Here is a 19,702-nt window from a genome sequence, read left to right as displayed (position 1 = left end):
TAGTTCTGAACCACCTCGGCTGATGTGTTTCCGTCGAGATCCTAATATGGTCTTTGATGGTTGTAGTAATGCATGAACTGTTCAAGCTACTCGCGGACGCTCGCCCGGCTGTCCACCCACAGGGTATGGAAGCGGCCAATACACATTTTGAATGTGAAACCACTCCCTGATGTGTTTCGGTTAGTATAGTTAACTCGACCGCTCAGTCCTATTCGTGAGAGGGCAGTCAGATAGCCGAATGACAGACGTGAAATTCAGTCTCCGAGAGATCGGGGTTCTTGCGGAGTTTCTGGAGGAGTGCAGTTGCCAGATCAGTGCCATACTGACCAAACAACGCGACATCAAGAATTAACTTTGACTCGATGTCTATTGCATCATACAACCAAGACCACCCGCCGTTTATCTTAACAGCGGTTTCGTCAACAGCGACCCGTCGACGGCACCGCCGTCAATGGGTCACGTCCGCTGTCAGCTAGCCGAAGTACCCAATTATAGACCACCACGTGAGGGCGTTCGACGCCTAATTCAACGAAGATTATTGATGTCTCTCGAAGCGAACAGCTAATTTCGTGGAGACAGACGGCGAACACCCTGATGGGCGTCATCGTCCGTTCGTTCTCCCAAAAACCTTCTAAATCGCGTCTAAACTCCCGTTGAGGAACTCTTCGAGTGACAGATACACTGTGACAACTTTGGCATTACTTGCTCTGACAATTTAGACACTACTACAAACATGTTCCTCACTTGCACGTGATAGTAGAATCTGTCCATTTTATGGCAGAATATTAGCCAATGCCCGGTAGGTCTATACATGTGAGAGTGTATGACCAATCATAAGGATGTGCATTTATTGTCAAGATCCCGAAGGCGGAAATGATTCTGAAGAAGATGTCCCTAGTGAAGAGATAGAAGCATCTTCAAATGACAGTGATTATAGAAGGCAATCTTCTTCCGGATTTCTATCGAAAGTTACAGGCATTTTCTCCTCAAGAAGGTAACATCAGTCTGACCGCTGTGATTTGTGCTGGACAAAATCCATCCAACATTATAGTCTATCGTTCGTATCCGTCAGGTAGAAGTAGCTCACTGGGTAAGGTTCGCTAATGGCACCGAATCAATGGCTAACAAGAGAGAGGATCATTGGGAGATCGGAGTTCCAAGAATATAGACGGTACCTCTCTCTTCTCGTGTGTACGTTTATTATCCTCACACAACTGCCAACTGTGTCTGCACACGGTGGGACTACAACCTCGGGACTCTCACAATGGCATGGAGCCGTCATTATTCTCAGCGGAATGGCAGTCCTTGGCGGGGCTCTCCTTCTAAAGCGTACGAACTATATCTCGCCGACAGTCGCAATTTATACGGTGTTCTTCGGAATTGTCGTGACTGCTGTCGGAGCTATCCTCTTTGAAGGGTTAGCACCGGAGCCGACGTATACAGCGAGCTCAATACCGTTTCCGCGATCTTGGTACCAACCGCTTTCATTATCCGTTGGCATGCTAATTATATTGTCAAGCTTCATTATTGGATGGCTCCGATGGCCGACACGTCCTCGCTATATGTCTCTCGGAATGTTGATGGGCCTCTGGATTATGTATCCAAATCTGCTGCCAGGGTATACTAGTGATTCCCATCCGCTCGGCTATGCGATTGTCTTGAGCACCCCCCTCTTTGTAGGGTATATTCTCTGGAAAGACGCAAGGCCTGTATTTAAAACAGTTCTACAGGATCAGGTCGCTCGGAGATTTGGAATTGGTGTTGGATTCATCATGGCACTTTTCTTTATATCAACAACAGGATATATGTCCTTTATATTAGAGGACGGGGGCCCAAGAGAAGTAACGATTGCTGTCATGTCTGTGCGATACCAGCTCGTGATGTGGCCTACGCTCGAAGTATTGCTTCCAGAAGTCCCGCTGTTCTTTGCAATTTCGATCGGAGTAATTACTGTCGTAGGGTTATTGAGTGTACTGGTCGGCTTGAACGCTGCACTTATCGCTCGCTACTGGCGTGCTGAAGAACAAGCCGGAATAGCGGAGAACACCACTAAATCTGCTGCAATCCTCGGAACGTGTACTTGTGGTTGTTGTGGCCCTCTTGTGTCTCAAATCGTACTTTTAGCTGCTGGGCCAACGGTTGCAGCACCAGTATACTGGGTGTTCGTTGATGCTGCTTCTCCTTTCACTTCAATATTTATTATATCGAGTATCCTCCTGTTCACCGGGACTCTGGTATATTCCGTCGAATCAGCACGGCTCCCCACTCATACGGTTCCCAACTCGAGCGTTTCAGCGGATTGAAACAGAAGAATTCCATAGGCTTACGATAGGTCCTGAATTCTGGCCTGCTAATCCTTATTGGCTTATAATTAGGACAGTTGACACCCAGAAGATGACTAAAGCTATCTCGCCTACGACAAGGAAGTCGCTAGTAGAACCGACTCACGAACCGATCTTGCACGGTCACTTCTCTCCCATTTTTGAGACCTCCGAGCGGACGTGATCGAACATTGCTAATCACATCCGGTCGTGTTTAGTTTATATCATTATTCCAGAAGTAGTGTTTACATTTCCAGACTAATTAAAGCCGCCAGCATAGTAGTTATCAGGAATAATATCGAGAACTGTCTGGTCGAAATTGCTGTGGGGGTAGACAATGTAATGCCCGCCTTGAAAATCGTTCTAACAGCTGGTCAGTAGTCATGATTCCGTCGCGGTTATTCCTCGTCCATTGTCGAACAACGCCTAATATAGAAGTAGCACCAAACTCGTCGTGGATCAGTGCCACCTTCTTATCCGTCGTCCCATGATATCATGACGTACCCCTCCTCCAGCTTCTCGTGGCTCCACAAATCGTCAATCCACACCTCTGCGTCTCCAGTGTTGTTGAATCCCCTCCACTACATCCCGCTCGAGGGGCATTGAACTCTCTTTGAAGACACCAGGGTTAGTACGGAACCAGCCAATGTCGGGAGTCTTATGAGTGACCGATCAGAGCTGATGATGTGCATAGCCACCATAGATATCGACAAGCCAAATGGCTATCACGATATTCTCAGGCGTAGATGTGCACACGGCCATCGAGAGGTCAATATCAGTTATGTCATTCGCTTCGATCTGACGCTCTACAACGACATTCTCACTACATTGACCAATTTGAACGCCAGTATCGAATGTACTATGAACGACACGGCATAATGGACATATATGGTACTACCGAAAAATTCGGCTGGCAGATAACGATGTATATCGCTATTCGTGGTCGTCGCGCAGGTGTTCGATCGCGTGGAGTTCGACAACCGGGAACACTTTGGCGACAAGCAGGAAGAACAGGCCGACCATGCCGATTGTCCCGGTAATCGACGCAATCTCAATTAGACTCGGGATGTAGACGCCTGGGACCGCGGCGTAGATATTGAACGTCGGTTCCAGAAAGCCTTCAACGACAAACAGAACCTTCTCGAGGAGTGTTGCGATGAGGACAGCGATGCCTGAAACAGCGGCCCGTCGCTTAGTGAATAGTGCCGGCCGGATCGCTTGGGCGAAGATATACGAAAGCGTCAGGAAGACCAGTGACATCGAGGTAAGATAAATGGGGTTAGTAGCCCTCGCCGTGGCCGCAATTGTCAGATCGACAGGTGCTGTGAATAGCCCGGTGATGTTTTGTTGGAGTTGGAGCCAGAGGAAGAGGAGACAGAAGAATCCGAGCCACAGGAGCAGCCCGCGGAAAATATCGTCGGTGATGATGTGATCCCAGTCGTAGGCGCGGCGGAACGCCAATGAGAGGAGGATCACGCCGCTGATCGCTGAGGTCAGTGCGATGGTGAGGAACTGGGGCCCTTGGACGCCGCCGAACCAAGTCGGGTAACTCGGCAACACGGCGAACAGCCACGGAATGACGCCGCCGTGGAGCAAGAGCGGGGCCATGATGATAATCGCGAGAGCGAGCCACCAGACCATTCGCTCGACGATCTCATCTTCCTTCTCGGTGTAGCCGATCGTCATGAGTCGGTAGATCGGGTCGAGGCGATCTGGCAACTGGTCACGTAGCCGAGTCACATCGTAACGCAGGGTCAATGAGAGGTAGGTCGCTGTCAGTACAAAGTAGGCCGTGATGACGGTTACGTCCCACACTAGCGGTGAAGAGTGGACGGTGATGTGGTAGTGGCCGACGACGCTCGTGACCATCCGATCTGGCCGGCCGAGATGGACAATGATGTAAAAGCCTGCAGCAGAGAGACCGGCAATGGTCAGTAACTCGGCGAGTCGTGCAACTGGCATGTACCGATCCATCCCGAGTAGCCTGACTGCAGCCGAGAGGATGATCCCGCCGTGGGCGATACCGACCCACCAAATGAATGCGCCGATATATACCCCCCAAGTAACACCGCCGCCACTTCCCCAGTCGCCGAGCCCGGTGACTATCAGCCCCTCTTGTAGCTGATAGGCCCAGCCGATAAGGAAGAGAACAAATGCTAGCCCTGCGATGGCGACCAGCGCGAAGTATGTTTTCGAAGTTGCTCCGATTGGGCGCAAGATGTCGGCCTCGCTTGGTGTTTTTGTTCCCATCGTCCTACAGTGAGACTCATTGTCACTTCATTTACCACCGTGCTATGCATTTGCAAGTCGATAAGAGCGATCTCACCTTGAGTCCTACCCACATAGTTTCGGAGGATGGGTTATTTTGGGAAGATATTCGAGCAGATCCTACATCGTATCCACCGATCTAGTTTGTGGTCAGGGTAGACAGCGCTTCCTACGCCTATTGGAACGCCGATTAGCACCGAGACGACCGTCGCCGCCAGCACGAGCTCGAGCGTTAGTCCATGAGAGCGCACAGCAGGCCCGTCAGGACGATCCGCCCTATCGGATGGCCCACTTACTCATCCCGGCTCTATTCCGGCAGCACGACCTATAGGACGCGCTCGAACTCGTGGATCATCGCTTACTGTCGGTGTCGATGTTCGGTAATCGTACCAGACACGGTTTATCCGTTGCCTGCCATCATCTAGTATGGAACCGCCGACTTCAGTTGCGAGAATTGACGGGCCTGTGATGCGTCGGACCGTTCTCGGTGGTATCGCAGCCGCCGGTCTCGGATCGGTCGCCGGTTGTTTCAGTAATCAGGGGACAGCGAATGCCCCTGATCCGGTCAGTATTGACCCAGAGCACGCATGTGACAACTGTACTATGATGGTCGGCAGGCATCCCGGCCCGGCCGGCCAGTCCCACTACGAGGACCCGACGGCGGTTCTCGACGAAGATCGGCCGGCGCAGTTCTGTAGCACGCTCTGTGCGTACGCGTTCACCTTCGACCACCAGAGCGAAAATGAACCTGCCGTTTCGTATCGGACCGACTACTCGGCGGTTGAGTACGAGGTCAACGACAGCGGCCAGCGACCCGTTATCTCCCGCCACCTCGAGGCCGACGCATTCGCCGACGTATCGGATCTGACGATGGTCGCCGGCAGTGAGATCGAGGGGGCGATGGGAAGCTCGATGATTCCTTTCGGTGACGCCGATCAGGCTGACGAGTTCCAGGCCGAATACGGTGGGGATAATTACACACACGACGAAGTCACGCGGGAACTGGTCATGTCGCTGATGAACTGAGCTGTCGCATTTCGACGATCGGCGTGGGGGATCAATCAGGGTGCGGCCCTGAAATGGGTCTCAACCGTGAGCGTCGACTATCGGTTCAATACCCACGTCGCGATCCCGAGCGACGTGGTCGTCCAGCCGGTGAAACTCAACAAACTCGCGATCGGTGACGCCGCCGCCGGTCCGGTCCCGGACGCGACGACGATCGCGCTCTCGAAGACGAGTCCTCGATACGCGCTGAGCGGACTGATCGCGAGTGCGTAGATGAGGCTCTCGTCGCCGATCATCCCAGACGAAAAGCCGTAGACGAGCGCCAGGTCCAATCCGACGAGAAGAACGACGAGCGCGACGACCGACAGCGCAAGCGCGCTGCGCGTGCCGCTGACCACCGCCGAGATCGCGATCGCGACCGCGAGGACGGTCAGCGCGAATAGGACCGTCAGGACGACGAATCGGGCGAACAAGAGCGGCGAGTCGACGCCCGAGTGCGAGGCATAGAGCGTCCGCCCCTCGTCTTTGAAGAGGGCCACCATGAGCGCGGCGAGGACGAGCGGAACGACGATGGTGGTCACCAGGCCTATCGCCCTGCCAGTGTAGACGCCGAAGACGATCTCGCGGTTTGAGACCGGATACGTCTTTAGCACGTCCAGTTCGCCGCGCTGTGCATCGCCGATGATGGCGCGATAGCCGAACGCCACGGCGACCACCGGAACGAGTAGTTCAAGCGGTGTGAGCAGGTCGACCAGCGTCGGGACGTAGCCAGCGCGGACACTCCCACCGACCCAGGCGATGCCCACGACGACGGTGGCGAACGCGAGTCCGAGGATGAAGAACGTTCGGGTGCGCACGACCGTGCGGAGCTCCCGCCCGACGATCGTCTCGAGCCGGTGTCTCGAGCCGGGGGCCGTCGGTTGCGAGCGGTCGTCTCGGGTCTTCTCCTGGGCGGCGACCTCGCCGGATCGGTTCGTGTCCTCGCTCATGCGCGCTCACCTAACACTTGTACGGTGTCTCGCTCGCCGCCGACGGCATCGTCGTAGACCGATCGCAGCGAATCGGCGCCCAGACCGGCCGTCGATCCCTGCTCGGCGGTCCGCCCGTCGGCGAGGATGAGCACGTCGTCGGTGACCTGCCCGACGAGTTCCAGATCATGTGAACTCAGCAGGACCGCGATCCCGTCGTCAGCGAGGGTCGACGCGACATCGAAGACGTGCTGTCGCATTCCGGGATCCAGCCCGCTGCCGGGCTCGTCGAGGATAACGATCGGCGGGTCACCGATCGTCGCCTGCGCGATGCCGAGCAGCCGGGTCATCCCGCCGGAGAGAGCCTCGACGTTCCGATCGGCCGCGTCCTCGAGGCCGACCCGCTCGAGTTGTGCCATCGCGTCGGTCTCGTCGCTGCCGACGAGCGACGCGTAGAATCGAAGCGTCTCGCGGGCCGTGAACCCGGGCCGGAACGACGGATGCTGCGGTAGGTAGCCGATCCGCCGGGCGGTGTCGGGGCCGTTGTACGCGATGTCCCCTGCCGTCGGTTCGTGCAGTCCGGCGAGGACGCGGATGAGCGTCGTCTTCCCGGAGCCGTTTGGTCCGATCAGGGCCGTCACACGTCCGCGCTTGATGGTCGCCGAGACGTCCTGGAGCACGGAAACCGACCCGTAGTCGTGGTTGATGTCGGTCGCCTCGAGAATGGGTGCTGACTCAGTCATTGCTTGTCTGTGTTGTTTCGTAACATGTCCAGGCGTCGTCTTTCCACTCGGTCCGCTCGAGCACGTCCGGATTGTTCGGTGCGCAACTCGGTGCTCGGTCGACGATACTTCCAGTCCGCATTCCGGGGACAGTGCCTTCGAGTCCGGCGAGGGCTTTGAGCGCCGGTGCCCGGGCGAGTGTCGGCGTCCCGTCGGTCCGATGTAATCGCCTGTCGATGGGATCGGTCGGCGAGTACGATAGGTCGGACTGGCCGCCGTTAGCGACGCCGGCAGCGCCCTGCCAGTAGTTGCCGCGGCCGTCACGGCTCCAGACCCGGAGTGGGCCTGACATCGCGGTGGCGTGGATGTCGTTTCCAACGAAGTCGTTGTCCACGACGCGGTTCGTCGGTAACAGGGCGCTCGCTTCCGCGCCGACGTCATTGCCGACGATGACGTTGTGCTCGTAGATCGACGTGGTCGAGTCGACGCGGAGCCCGAGATCGTTGTTCGCTAAGAGGTTGTACGCCACATAGGTGCCGCTTCCACCTGTGCTGATGCCGGCTTCGGCGTTTCGGACCGTGTTCCCAACGACCGCGTTCCGCTCAGGACCGGTCATGATCATGATGGCGTGGTTTGGCTGCTCGCGCAGTTCGTTGTCCGCGAGAAGGGTATCGCCCGTATACATCAGGTGGACGCCGAGAAAGTTGTTCTCGATCGTGTTCGATCTGACGATGGTCCGCGGAGAGCGGTAGAGGTAGATGCCGTTTCTCCCGCCGTGGAACGTGGAGTTCTCGACGACGCTGGGTGACTGGAACAGCAAGATTCCGGCGAGTCCAGCCGCTGGGCCGGGCCCCGACACCGTGACGTTCTGGGCGACGGCATCTTCGCTCTGGTAGGCGATGATCCCGCTCGCTGGCGTCTCGATGCTGACGTTTTGGACGAGGAGCCCCCTCGCGTCGTAGGCCGCGATCCCGGCGTCGGTCCCGGCGTAGTACTTCGTGAAGGTGGCGTCCCACGCCTGTTCGTCGATCTCGACGGGAATATCACCGCCTTCCCGCGTCACGTTCCCAACGCCGGTGATGTCGATCCCCCGAACCGCCACTCGGTCGCTGGTGACGGTGATCACCGAGCCGTTGCCGTCGCCGCGAAGCGTCACGTTCCCCTCGCCGGCGAGCGTGATCGGCCGATCGATCTCGATCTTCTCTGCGTACGTCCCCTCCGGGAGGACGACCGTCGTGTTCGCCGGTGCCCGATCGATCGCCGCCTGAACGGTGTCCCTATTCTCGCCAACAACCAGCGATGTCGGCCGCTCAGTGAGTGCGGTCGCGTTTTCGACCCGCTCGTCCGCCAGCTGTCGGTGGTCGTCGACCCGGTCGCGAGCGACCGCCGCATCGTCGCGATCGAACGAGCGCTCGAGGACTGCCTCCCACGGCTGGACGGAGCCACCGTGCTCGTCGGTAAACGCCCGTGCATCGTCGCGGTCGGCGAACGGAATGACGGTCTCTCCGGCCGGCGTCCGAGCCTCGCTGCCGACGACGAACCACGCCGTCTCGGCGTCGGTCCAGCCGGGGGATCCGTCGGTAACCGGATAGCCCTCGTCGGTCAGTTCAACCTCGGTGTCGCTGTAGTTGGTGACGTACACCGTCAGCGGGTAGCCGAACCGTTGGTCGTGCGCCGGCTGTCGCTGGTTCTCGACGAACGTCTCGACGCCGTAGTAGCCGACGACGTACTGATACTGCGAGTAGAATACCTGCGCACGGGGGAGTTTGACCGCATCGTCGAGCGAGTACTCGGACTCGAGCGTGAGGCCGACGGACACCGTGTTGTTGAACGCGACGGGCTCAGGCGATGTCGATCCCACGTCGACGGCGAACAGCCCCGCAGCGCAGAGGGAGGTGACGAGAAGGAAGCTCAGAAAGACGGTGCTGGCGGAGCGATCGATCACGGCCGGTAGTTGGCCACTGAATGCAATATATAGTTTGGTCCGTACCTCGAACCCGGATATCGGTCGCAGCTATGCGGTCTCGCGTAAGCACGCCATCACCAGTGTATGGCCACGGTTGAACGAGCGGATCACATCGGTCACCTCACAGTCGTCGGGAACAGCTTCGACGAAGACGACGAACCCATCTACCGTGGCAATTGCCCGTCGCTCGCTGAAGTTATGGTCGGTGAACTCGTTGACGGTGCCCATCACGGTGTCGCCGGTATCGGCCGGCGGTTCGCGTTTCCGAGCTGTGTCGTGGCGCTCTTGCTCTCGAGTTCGAGTTGCGAGACGTGCAGACTGGCGACCTCCTCGCGCCGGAGTCCAATCCACACAGCGCGAGGACTAGGACTTGTTCGGCGAGTGACTCGGCGGCCGCGTACATGGCACCAATGTCTTCGATCACCAACGTCGTCAATCGCCGGACCTTGATTGTGGCGTCGTACTTGAGGGCTGACAGCCGCTTGAGAGCCCCGAATCAGGAGATACAATCATAGTTACCCTCGAAACACCATCGAAGGTCTCCCACCACGAAGGCTCTGAAACCGCATGTCTCACGATACCTAATGTTGAATTTACTATATAAACTGCCGGGGTTTGAAAGGGGTATCATGCTCTCATACGAGCGATCCGCGAACATCTCTTGTCAGTCTTATAAAGAGTATGTATCGTTTGTTGGTCCGGTTTGATACACTGCATAAAGTATCGCAACAGCGATCAGGAAATCAAAACTATGCTCAACGAGGTGATGGACGGTCATAGGTACCAGACCGAACACAGTGCCGAGTCCAACTATAGAGCGGACGACGAGCATTCCGAGAACAAGGCCGTGGTGAATCGCCAGACGTAGCTTGATTTCACTGTTTTAGAGATCGCTTGGTGTTGTGAACCACACACATCAAAACGAGTTCACGAAATTCACCGTACCAAGTTCGCGCACGCACGGCGTCGCCGAGCGTGCGCTTGATCGTTGAAAAGACGGTCTCACACATCGCTCGTTGGCGGTATCGAGGCCCATCGATCCGCGCGTTATGCGCGTGATCGATGGGCCGGAGCTCACGATGTTTGATCAGCGGTCTTACGCCCTCTTCGCGGAGCTTTTCGCGCAATTCCATCCAATCATAGCCTTTGTCGGCAGCGAGGCTGGCGAGGTCGCCCGCGTTGCGGCGGGCGACCTGCCAGCCGAGCTGTGTGTCGTGGCGTTTCTCGGTCGTACAATGAACGTCTAGAATGGCTTGGCTTTCTGTGTCGACGAGAGCTGTCGCTTTGAGCGTTTGAACCCGGTAATTCGTTCGGCGGCAGTAGTGCTTGCTAGCGTTTTCTCGGTCGAAGAATGTCGCGTCGATCGCGGCGTGACCGGATGGCTCGTGCTCCTGCGCCGACAGGCGCAGCAGCACTCGCCAGAGTGCTGTCTTGATCCTATCAAACCACTTGACTAGCGTGGAATGGTCGGGGAGATCGGCCGCATCGAGGCCGATCTCGCCGAGTATTTGTGGCATCTCGCTCAGCAAATCAAGTGCTTCTCGGTAGGACTTTTCCAGGTAAACCCGCAGACAGTGCAGCGACACTACCGCATACTCGGCGAAGCCGCCACCCCCTTCGGGGGCGGCGACTTCGCCTCGCCCACCAACAGCGTTTTTAGCTAACTGAACGACTTTGCTCGTGAAGCGGGAAATTTTCGACATAGGCATCGACGGTTTCCCGCTTCATCCTCCTAGTTCTGACGGTCGAAACCGACGCAGTCCAGCGATTCACCAGAGCCGTTTGATGCAATATGCCGCAGAAAAAAGGGGCACATCAAAATCGTCCTCCAAAGTTATGTACCCTCACAAATGAAACCACAACGGCAGTCATAAGATCTGCGCATGAAAGATAAATGATGAAACTCACGCATTATTATAATATATTTAATATATTGAATAATAGCAACGTAGGCTCACGGATTTCTGTGAAAGCAAGACAGAGGCTGACAACGAAATTGTTTTCTTACGTCTACCGCCTAAGTCGAGTAACATCGAGAACCATGAGTTCCACACAACGGCCATCTGGAGGGGAACATTGTGCCGGTTGAACGCCTGAACACCCCACTATCGAACATGACAACTATCTATCAGGTTGTCGACTATGCAGACCAACCTCGATTAAGTCGACATACTCGGTATACCACACTAGGATTGGCTGACATTCAGTCACAGGGGCAATGACACTGGTGAATGATGGAAGTTGAGGTTCTGACTATGGCTTACCCGCCGCTATTCGTCTTTATAGCGGCACTGCTCGTACTCGTCCTGCCGCGCGTCACCGGCTTCGCCATCGGAGCGCTCAGCCTTGCGGCCGTGCTAGCGATCTCGCTGGTCGCGCCGGAGGGCCAGCACCTGGCTGGCACTTTCCTCGGGTTCAAGGTGGTCCCATTCTATGTCGATGAGTTCTCCCGGATGATCGGCCTCGGGCTCGGTTTTCTGGGTATCTGTAGCGTCATCTACGCTTACTCGAGTGAAGCCAGTAAGACGCTGACCGCTTTCGCTCTCGTCTACGTCTCCTCGTCAATCGGGGCGGCGTTCGCGGGCGACTGGCTCGTGCTCTTGTTTATGTGGGAACTGATGGCGGTGACCAGCACGCTGGTGGTCTGGCAGTATGGGGGTGAAGCGGTCCGAGCTGGTTTCCGGTACGCGCTCTTCCACGGCACCGCTGGGGTACTCCTGATGATGGCGGTCGCAGTCCACTATGTCAAGTCAGGCACGTTCATCTACGACGCTGCCGGCATCGCCGACGGGATTCCAGCATTGCTCGCAGTGCTAGGAATGGGTATCAATGTCGCTTTCATCGGTGTTCACGTCTGGCTGCCAGACACCTACCCGCGACCCCACTTCGCGGCTTCAGTGTTCCTTTCGGTGTATACGACGAAGACGAGCGCGTTCGTGCTTTATCGGGCGTTCCCCGTGGAAGGTCAGAGCGATCTGTCAATCTATATTGCGTACATGGGAGGCCTGATGGCCGTCTACGGTGCAACCTTCGCCCTACTGCAACACGACATGCGGGCGCTACTCTCCTACCACATCCAAGCCCAATTGGGGTATATCGTTGCTGGCATCGGAATTGGGTCTCCGATCGCTGTCGCCGGTGCGATGGCTCATCTGTTCAACAATGTTTTCTTCAAAAGCCTTCTATTCATGGCTGTCGGCGTCGTCATCTACCGGACCGGCGAGGAGGACCTCTATGAACTCGGTGGTCTCTGGCGTGAGATGCCCTTGACCGCCATCGGGTTCGGCCTCGGCGCGTTCTCGATCACCGCAATTCCAGGGTTTAACGGCTTCATCAGCAAGGGGATGCTCTTCAACGCGGCCGACCCCCATTACTACGGTCAGCCCGAGTACCAGGCGCTGTACTGGTTGCTTTACCTCGGTGCGATTGGGACTCTTTTGTCGTTCCTTAAGCTCGGTTACTACGTCTTCTTCCACGGCGATAGTGACCTCGAGGTCGCGGACGCGAAACCCGGCCAGACGGTCGCGATGCTAGGGCTTGGTGGTGCTTGTCTTCTCTTCGGCGTCTGGTGGCAGGGCCTGGCTGATCTCACTCCGATGATCCACGGCGTCGAATTCGAATACCCTGGTGGTCACGGCGAACTTCACCCCTACAGCCAAAGTCACCTCGAAACCGCAGGCATTCTGACTGCGATCGCGGTCGTCGTATTCGTGATCGTCCGGAAGCCGCTTTCGAAACTCGATCTGGGCGATCCGGCAATGGTCGTCTTCCCCGCAACTTACTACGGTAGCCGGTGGACGATGCTCGCAGTGACCGAAACCTATGCCGCGGTTGATGACGCCGTCGTCGGCACGGTTAAACGCTGTTACTGGATTAGGAACAACCCTGTCCTTGCCGTCGACGCGGCTGCGGGTCGTCTCCCTGACTGGCTGGTTGAAGTCGACGATCACCAGCCGACCGATGGTGGCCGGCCGTCGACAATCCACCTTCGAACAGGTATTGGGACGACTGTCTTGCTGTTGACGCTCGTTCTAACCGTGATCCTGTGGCTTCTTATCGTCTAAAGTAAAAATTCCGACAGTATTCCCCCTTGGTCACCAGTCGTCCTCTGATGCAGAATGGAGATGAAAGTTTCCTGTTGTAGTCCACTACGATGTTGTAGCCTGAGATTCGAAATGTCCCCTGAGGATATTATCTATGTCCCGAGGATCTTGGTCTCAGCAGGTGTCACTTAGCGCTCTAATCCTGTGCTGGGGGTTTTCTCTGTTTAACTAGTTGTCTTCGTCGAATCCGTATATCTGATCGGCGGCCTCGAAATAGTCGTGGCAGCTGTCGTGACCATCGCCCTCGTCTGGACCGAGAACGTTTCGGACCTCATACTCACATTCGCCATCCTCGGTGTCAACGGCATTCTGTACGTGTTCGTCGGACTCCTTATTGGGTTGATCCTATCGGGTGAGCGCGAGGGATCGCTGGCGCTCGTTTTCCTCGTTGAGATCGTCGTCATTCTCGCGACGAGTCTCCTCCTAACGAACCAATTAGTAGGTGAGGTGTTCCCTCTCTATCACCCATATCAACTTCTCCAGACGGCCGTCGTGGACGGTGGACTCAGTAGCGGGCACGTCCTCCCAGTGGTCGGCTATACTCTCGCAGCAGAGATTGTAGCAATCACCATTAATCGACGAACCGCGAGTGTGAATGCGTACCTGGTCAGCCTGTATGGGCACGCTGCACTTGACACACCTGTTCCGGTAGTTATCCCGAACGGGGGTCAGACGATGGCGCTACTGGCGGATGTGCTTACGGGACTCGGCGTCGTGCTCGTTGCCGCGATGGTCAGTGACTCATCGGACTCTTCGTCGTCCAGTCAGTGACTGATGCTGATGAACGCCTTGTCATCGCCGGCTTTTACGCCCGCTTTATCCTTCTGGCACGGGGCATGCTCGTAGCTATCGCAGCGGGTGCGACAGTCGGAGTGTCTCTGGTGGTCGCACTACTTGTGTTCTCCCCTGCGAATATACTTGAGGTGGCGATTGCTAGACTGCTAACGGTGCTCATCTATGAGCTAGTCGGTGTCACCATCGGAACACAGGTCGATCGGCTCGCCGGTGTTTTAATCCTCCTGTCTGCACCGTTGTTAGACGTCCTCTTGGTCCATAACCCGCTAGCGACCGGACGAAGACGCTGGCAGTCCTGCTCCCCTCCCACGCGACGATGCAGCTCGCTGTTGATGCCGGATTCAGATCGAATTTTGTATAGATAACCCTTGGTGGCGCAATCGAATATCCCACAGTCTCTTATAATTATATCAATAGGTATCCACTGTCGGTCGACATAACGTAAATGTCCGAAATTCTGTATAGGGTGTCGGATAGTATGGCCGGCACCGTATAGTGTCGCTTCAAGCTTAAACCGGTACGCAGAACAACGATGTCGTAACCGAGATCAGCCAATCAGTTCACGGCTGGAGCAACACTAGTACCGTCCCAACCGTCAAGTGACTAGTTCTCAGCCTCCTCAAGGGACGGATAGAGCCGGTGTAGTTTCGTTCGAGCGTCCTCGTTTGTGAATTGCCAGTTGATCGTGACATCCAACTTATTGCGCTCAGCTTCCCACGCAGCGACCTCCGACTGGAGGGTCGCTGCGTTCGGAATTCGGCGGTTGAGATACTGGGACTGGAGCGTGCTCCAGACGAGTTCGGCCATATTCAGCCAACTTCTGTGCGTTGGCGTGTAGTAGAACTTGAAACGATCGAGATACTCGCGTGCTTTCTCGGGCGGGAAGAACCGATAGAAGGCAGCCGGATTATGCGTGCTGAGGTTGTCCAAGACTACCCGGATGCGGTCTGCATCCGGATAGTCGTCGGCAATCGTCTGCATACAGTCGATCCATTCACAGGTCCGCCGTCGTTCAGTCACAGGGAGACGACACCGGCCAGTTAACGGCTCAGTCGCCAGGTGAAGCATTCGTTTCCCATTCCGTTCGTAGTGGTGATCTGTTCGAGCGACCGCTCCCGGTGTCACCGGGAGCGGGTCGCGGACGTGCTTGCGAAGTTCCTTGCTGGACTCGTCGAAACAGATGACTGGACGGGTCTCGTCGTACGGCTCTTCGTAAAGAGAAAAGATCATTTCCATCCGATAGACGAACTCTGCGTTCTCTTTGGGCGGAATAAGCCAGTACTCAGAGCGGTGTGGCTTCAGGTCGTTTTTAACCGCTGTCGGACGGTTTCCTCGGAGATCGAGTCGAACTCGATCTCCTAGAGGGTAACGAGGCGGTCAGCAAGAAGCGCGTACGTCCAGCGAGTTCGGCCTTCAGGCGGCTCCGAACAGGTGAGTGCGACGAGGTGGGCATCAGCTCGACCGTTGAGTTTCGGTTCATAGTCTCGGTCGGGCTTGCGGCGGTGGATCGCCGCAAGTCCTCTCTTAGAGTACGCTTTGCGTGTGCGATAGGGCGTGGCAATCGAGCAATCGAGGTGCTCACAGATCGTCGGATCTGTGAGCCCCTCGTCGACCTTCAGGAGAATTTTGCTCGGGTGATCGCTTCGGCTCTGTGTTCGCCTTTCGAGACGAACTCCCTCAGCTCGTTCCGCTCCTCGTCAGAGAGATCGACAACGTGCTTCTTTCGTCATGTGTATAGAGACGCTCTCAAAGAAGATAACCTAGACTGTCCACGTTTGGGACGGTACTAGTTAGCGCGATTTGAGAAGTGAGCAGGTCGTAGAGTTAATTCGGCTATGCAGTTTACAGACCGACTCAGTGAGTGCTATGCAGCGGAATTTAATGAAGCTTTAGAGCGGAAGCGGACGGCGACGCCCGTCAGGGTGTTCGCTGTCTGGCCCATCCCGGCCAACGTCCATGGGACACACTTCTACTACTGTCACTTCCAGACCCACCGTCACACCGACATGGGGATGTATGGGGTATACCGGGTCGATTCCGAAGGCTACGAACCGGCCGACCGTGAATACTTCATGACGATCCTCTGCTCTGGATTTCGAACGTAACCGTCTCTCTGGATTCGACGTAGAGACCGATCGGGACGATATAATAGTCGCCTTTAGCAACCATCATAACCGTGTTCAATCCTCCCAAGCCACCCCCATCTCCATTCCCTGAACTACTATATCCTGTGAGGCTGGTTACGCCACCTGTAGCGAGAATCCCGGCTGTCTTGAGTATCCGTCGACGCTCCATACTCACTTATCAAAAACCCCAGTTTAAGGGGAAGGCAGATTCCCAATACGTAGGACACTGCCCTCATTTGATGTACCGCAGTCGCAAAGTCGGAGTAATGGCGTTGCACCTAGCATGGACCCATTCTTTATCTTTACTTGATCTGTGGGCCATCGTTCAGGCCAATAGAGATATCCATCGAGGTGTGGCCGATGGTTGATCCCGTTCTTGCTAGCCGCCTCCAGTTCGCGCTCACCACGATTGTCCACATCATCTTTCCAGTGATGAGTATGGGCCTCGCGCCGTTTCTTATCTATTTCACATGGAAAGAGATCCGTACCAGACAACCAGTGTACGAACAGCTCCGTCGTTTCTGGACACGCATCTTTGTAGTGAGCTTCGTCGTGGGGACTGTGACTGGGCTTGTCCTCGAGTTTGAATTCGGAACGAACTTCGCCGCGTTCTCAACAACCGCCGGAGAACTGTTCGGTGGCCCACTCGCCCTCGAAGGGATGATGGCGTTCATGCTGGAAGCGACGTTCCTCGGGATCTTCGTCTTTGGCCGTGACCGAGTGTCGGATCGGCTGTACTTCCTGTCAAGTATTGCTGTCGGACTCGGCACGTGGCTCTCTGCCGTCTGGATCCTCATCGCAAACTCGTGGATGCAGACACCGCGTGGGTTCGAAATCGTTGTGGATAACGGCCAGAAAATTGTGAAGCTCACCGACCCACTTGCAGCCTATCTCAACCCACGGTTCCCCTATATGTTCGTGCACATGCAGAACGCAGCCCTCGAGTCAGTCGCGCTCTTCATGGCCGGTGTTGCCGCCTACTACGTGTTCCGGCACCACGTCTGGGGCTACTCGATTGAACATATTGATGTCTGGGAGAAAACGCTCAAAATCGCGCTCGTCGTCCTACTCATCACGGCCCCACTACAGGTAATTCAGGGCGATGCATACGCACGTCACGTCTCCGAAACCCAACCGCAGAAATTCGCCGCGATGGAAGCCGTCTGGGAAACCGACTCCTACGTTCCTGAATACCTCGTTGCGTTCCCAACCGACGTCGACGATCTGCTGAACCCACGCACGAAAGATCTCTTCGGTATTGGCATTCCAGGTGGTGCATCCTGGCTTGCGAGTGGTGGAAACCCCCAGGCTACGATACGGGGCCTCGAATCATTCTCGACGAAAGCCCCACCTGTCGCGATCGTCTTCTGGGCGTTCCGGAGCATGGTCGCACTTGGCTTCTGGTTCATTCTGCTGGCCGTCTGGGGTGCCTATCGATGGTGGCGTGGGGAGCTCTTCGAGGACGACCTGCTGCATAAGGCAATGATGGCGTCGTCACTTCTAGGGTTCGTCGCCGTGGAGGTCGGCTGGATCGTCACCGAGGTTGGACGACAACCGTGGGTCATTCAGGGGGTAATGAAGACGAGTGCCAGCGTCTCTCCGAATCTCACAGGCACCGAAGCAACATTCACGCTTCTGGGATTCGTTACCGGGTACATTCTGTTATTGGGCCTCTACACGTACGTCATCGGTCGTGTCATCAGAGCCGGGCCGCCATCGAAAGACGAACTCACGCATAGTGATTCTGCCCACGTTCCAGAGTCAGAGGTGACGTCCGGTGACTAACGTCGGGTCGCTGGCCACGAAGCCACTGTTCGGGTTGCCGCTCGCCGAACTCTGGTTCACATTGCTGTTTTTCATCTTCGGGATGTTCCTCTTCCTCGACGGCTTCGACTTCGGCGTGGGCGTCCTGTTTGCGACCCGCAACGATGATCACGAGAAGGAACAGCTGTTGGCGGCTGTTGGCCCGTTCTGGGACGGGAACGAGGTCTGGCTCGTCGTCTTCGGTGGGGCACTATTCGCAGCGTTCCCCTCCGTTTACGCGAACCTCTTCAGCCGGTATTATCTATTGATGTTCGCGATTCTGGCCGCGCTCGGTCTCCGAGGACTCGCTCCAGAAATGTACGAGGAGCGGGAAGACGACCGCTGGCGGACACTCTGGGGCTACTCGTTCGTCATCGGGAGTACTGTGACGCCGTTTCTGCTGGGGCTATTTGTCATGAACTGGCTCGTCGGAGCGACCCGTCTTATCACCACAGTGGGGATCCTCGGCGGTGTCACAGTCCTTGTCCTCACAATTGTCGACGGTGCAGCGTTCCTCGGGCTGAAAACCCGCGGCGCGCTACGAGCCGAAATGCGAAGCTACGGTGTCCGAGCTGCCGTAGGCTATCTTGGTGTAGCAATCAGTACCCTCGGGGTGATATACGTGACCGAACCAGGGCTGCGCTCCTCATTCCGATCACCACTCATCGTCGCACTTGTGATCCTCACTGCAGCCTTAACAGGAATCTATGTCGTCACACTCCGTAGAAACCGGTACTACGCCGCGTTCACAGCGACAGCTGCACTCGTCTTCGGACTTGTAGGGCTCGTCGCAACCCTTCTGTTCCCCTTCGTCGATCGAACCACGGGACTCACTATCCGAGAGGCGATCATCTCTACGCTTCCGCTTAATTTCATGTCGATCATGGCGAGCGTGCTGCTCCCGATCGTTATCGTGTACTTTGTCATGCTCTATTCAGCGTTCAGTGGTCCTATCGATACCGAGGAAAACTACGGATGAAATACATAATCAGACAAAACATTTCGTTGAGTTATGGGGATAGAGTCAAATGGGAGACCAGCGCCGATTCATGAATATGGTGATCTGATATCGTGACATCAACACAGTCAAATTCGGAACCACGATTGCTGTCCCGAATCGTAGTGACATGGGTCGAACTCACGGTTATCGGGTTTGGAGGTGGTGCAATTGGTACATCGATCAGTGGACCACCAGGGTTGATTATTTATTTCGTCACAACTCTTGTCTCAGTTGGGATCCTCTTCTACAACGTGAACGAACTCATCAAACAATGGATGCCCTCCGATACGAACACCACGTAGCCGTCTATGTAAGTCGAATCAGTTTTGCGAAGTGAGTAGGCTTAACGGGATTCTCCGGTAGTTCAAAAGGCTCCACTGGTCTAGCTCGGCCAATCAGCTCGGTATCTCACGCCGAGGACCGAGGTTCAAATCCTCGACGAAGCATCCCCCATCCCCGTCAGCGGGTTCTTTAGCCGCAACGCGCCCCGCTCACCGGCCTCAATATGGGAGTAACGCTTACGAACGATTTTAAGCAGGCACATGCCTGGCCGACCATTCTCTGTTGGCGTCAAGTATAGTGGACTGCGGCTTTCGTCCACATGTTGGTTCCCATACTGTGCGAC

The 19,702-nt window shown here is 56.0% G+C and carries 13 protein-coding genes and 3 pseudogenes; 8 read left to right on the top strand and 8 right to left on the bottom strand.

The features are described from left to right. Positions 1–41: 41 nt before the first annotated feature. A pseudogene (locus NDO75_RS26015) lies at positions 42–605 on the bottom strand (DDE-type integrase/transposase/recombinase). A 957-nt stretch (positions 606–1,562) separates the two neighbouring features. On the opposite strand from NDO75_RS26015, the gene NDO75_RS26010 reads away from it, so the two are divergent. After that, a complete protein-coding gene (locus NDO75_RS26010) occupies positions 1,563–2,303 on the top strand; it encodes a hypothetical protein (RefSeq protein WP_310909456.1) in 741 nt (246 codons plus the stop codon). Between the two features lie 951 nt (positions 2,304–3,254). Here NDO75_RS26010 and nrfD read toward each other — a convergent pair. Continuing rightward, positions 3,255–4,571, bottom strand: a complete 1,317-nt coding sequence (gene nrfD, locus NDO75_RS26005; protein ID WP_310909455.1) for an NrfD/PsrC family molybdoenzyme membrane anchor subunit — start codon at positions 4,569–4,571, stop codon at positions 3,255–3,257. Between the two features lie 444 nt (positions 4,572–5,015). On the opposite strand from nrfD, the gene NDO75_RS26000 reads away from it, so the two are divergent. Beyond that, positions 5,016–5,615: a nitrous oxide reductase accessory protein NosL gene (locus NDO75_RS26000; RefSeq protein WP_310909454.1), complete on the top strand. Its 600-nt coding sequence runs from the start codon at positions 5,016–5,018 to the stop codon at positions 5,613–5,615. Between the two features lie 77 nt (positions 5,616–5,692). On the opposite strand, the gene NDO75_RS25995 is transcribed toward NDO75_RS26000, so the two are convergent. The 5 genes from NDO75_RS25995 to NDO75_RS25975 all read right to left on the bottom strand — a co-directional run bounded on the left by NDO75_RS25995 (position 5,693) and on the right by NDO75_RS25975 (position 10,953). Beyond that, positions 5,693–6,583 carry an ABC transporter permease subunit gene (locus NDO75_RS25995; protein WP_310909453.1) on the bottom strand — a complete coding sequence of 297 codons (891 nt, stop codon included), beginning with the start codon at positions 6,581–6,583 and terminating at the stop codon, positions 5,693–5,695. Continuing rightward, positions 6,580–7,305 (bottom strand): ABC transporter ATP-binding protein, encoded by a 726-nt coding sequence (locus NDO75_RS25990; RefSeq protein WP_310909452.1) that lies wholly within the window; start codon positions 7,303–7,305, stop codon positions 6,580–6,582. The genes NDO75_RS25995 and NDO75_RS25990 overlap by 4 nt, the downstream gene beginning before the upstream one ends. Next, positions 7,298–9,229, bottom strand: a complete 1,932-nt coding sequence (locus NDO75_RS25985) for a NosD domain-containing protein (protein ID WP_310909451.1) — start codon at positions 9,227–9,229, stop codon at positions 7,298–7,300. Before NDO75_RS25985 ends, NDO75_RS25990 begins: the two co-directional genes overlap by 8 nt. A 69-nt stretch (positions 9,230–9,298) precedes the next feature. After that, positions 9,299–9,478 (bottom strand): hypothetical protein, encoded by a 180-nt coding sequence (locus NDO75_RS25980; RefSeq protein ID WP_310909450.1) that lies wholly within the window; start codon positions 9,476–9,478, stop codon positions 9,299–9,301. A gap of 647 nt (positions 9,479–10,125) precedes the next feature. Beyond that, the gene (locus tag NDO75_RS25975) at positions 10,126–10,953 is read right to left on the bottom strand and encodes an IS5 family transposase (protein WP_310909449.1); all 828 of its coding nucleotides are present in this window, start codon (positions 10,951–10,953) and stop codon (positions 10,126–10,128) included. A gap of 531 nt (positions 10,954–11,484) precedes the next feature. On the opposite strand from NDO75_RS25975, the gene NDO75_RS25970 reads away from it, so the two are divergent. Together NDO75_RS25970 and NDO75_RS25965 are read left to right on the top strand one after the other, a co-directional pair. Further along, complete coding sequence (locus NDO75_RS25970) at positions 11,485–13,314, top strand: Na(+)/H(+) antiporter subunit D (RefSeq protein ID WP_310909497.1); 1,830 nt, start codon at positions 11,485–11,487, stop codon at positions 13,312–13,314. Positions 13,315–13,572: 258 nt separating this feature from the next. After that, on the top strand, positions 13,573–14,124 hold the full coding sequence (locus NDO75_RS25965) for a hypothetical protein (RefSeq protein ID WP_310909448.1): 552 nt from the start codon (positions 13,573–13,575) through the stop codon (positions 14,122–14,124). A 627-nt stretch (positions 14,125–14,751) separates the two neighbouring features. On the opposite strand, the gene NDO75_RS25960 is transcribed toward NDO75_RS25965, so the two are convergent. Continuing rightward, a complete protein-coding gene (locus NDO75_RS25960; protein ID WP_345784931.1) occupies positions 14,752–15,420 on the bottom strand; it encodes an IS630 family transposase in 669 nt (222 codons plus the stop codon). Positions 15,421–15,983: 563 nt separating this feature from the next. On the opposite strand from NDO75_RS25960, the pseudogene NDO75_RS25955 reads away from it, so the two are divergent. The 4 genes and pseudogenes from NDO75_RS25955 to cydB form a co-directional block, all read left to right on the top strand. Continuing rightward, positions 15,984–16,082 (top strand): annotated as a pseudogene (locus tag NDO75_RS25955) (IS6 family transposase); the annotation flags it as partial. After that, positions 16,083–16,229: pseudogene (locus NDO75_RS25950) on the top strand (multicopper oxidase family protein); the annotation flags it as partial. It abuts the pseudogene before it with no gap. A gap of 405 nt (positions 16,230–16,634) precedes the next feature. Then, positions 16,635–18,059 (top strand): cytochrome ubiquinol oxidase subunit I, encoded by a 1,425-nt coding sequence (locus tag NDO75_RS25945; protein ID WP_310909447.1) that lies wholly within the window; start codon positions 16,635–16,637, stop codon positions 18,057–18,059. After that, on the top strand, positions 18,052–19,056 hold the full coding sequence (gene cydB, locus NDO75_RS25940; protein ID WP_310909446.1) for a cytochrome d ubiquinol oxidase subunit II: 1,005 nt from the start codon (positions 18,052–18,054) through the stop codon (positions 19,054–19,056). Before NDO75_RS25945 ends, cydB begins: the two co-directional genes overlap by 8 nt. Positions 19,057–19,702: the final 646 nt, after the last annotated feature.

This window comes from Natrinema sp. 1APR25-10V2 (assembly GCF_031626495.1).
Lineage (GTDB): Archaea > Halobacteriota > Halobacteria > Halobacteriales > Natrialbaceae > Natrinema.
This window is presented reverse-complemented; position numbering and strand designations above follow the sequence as displayed.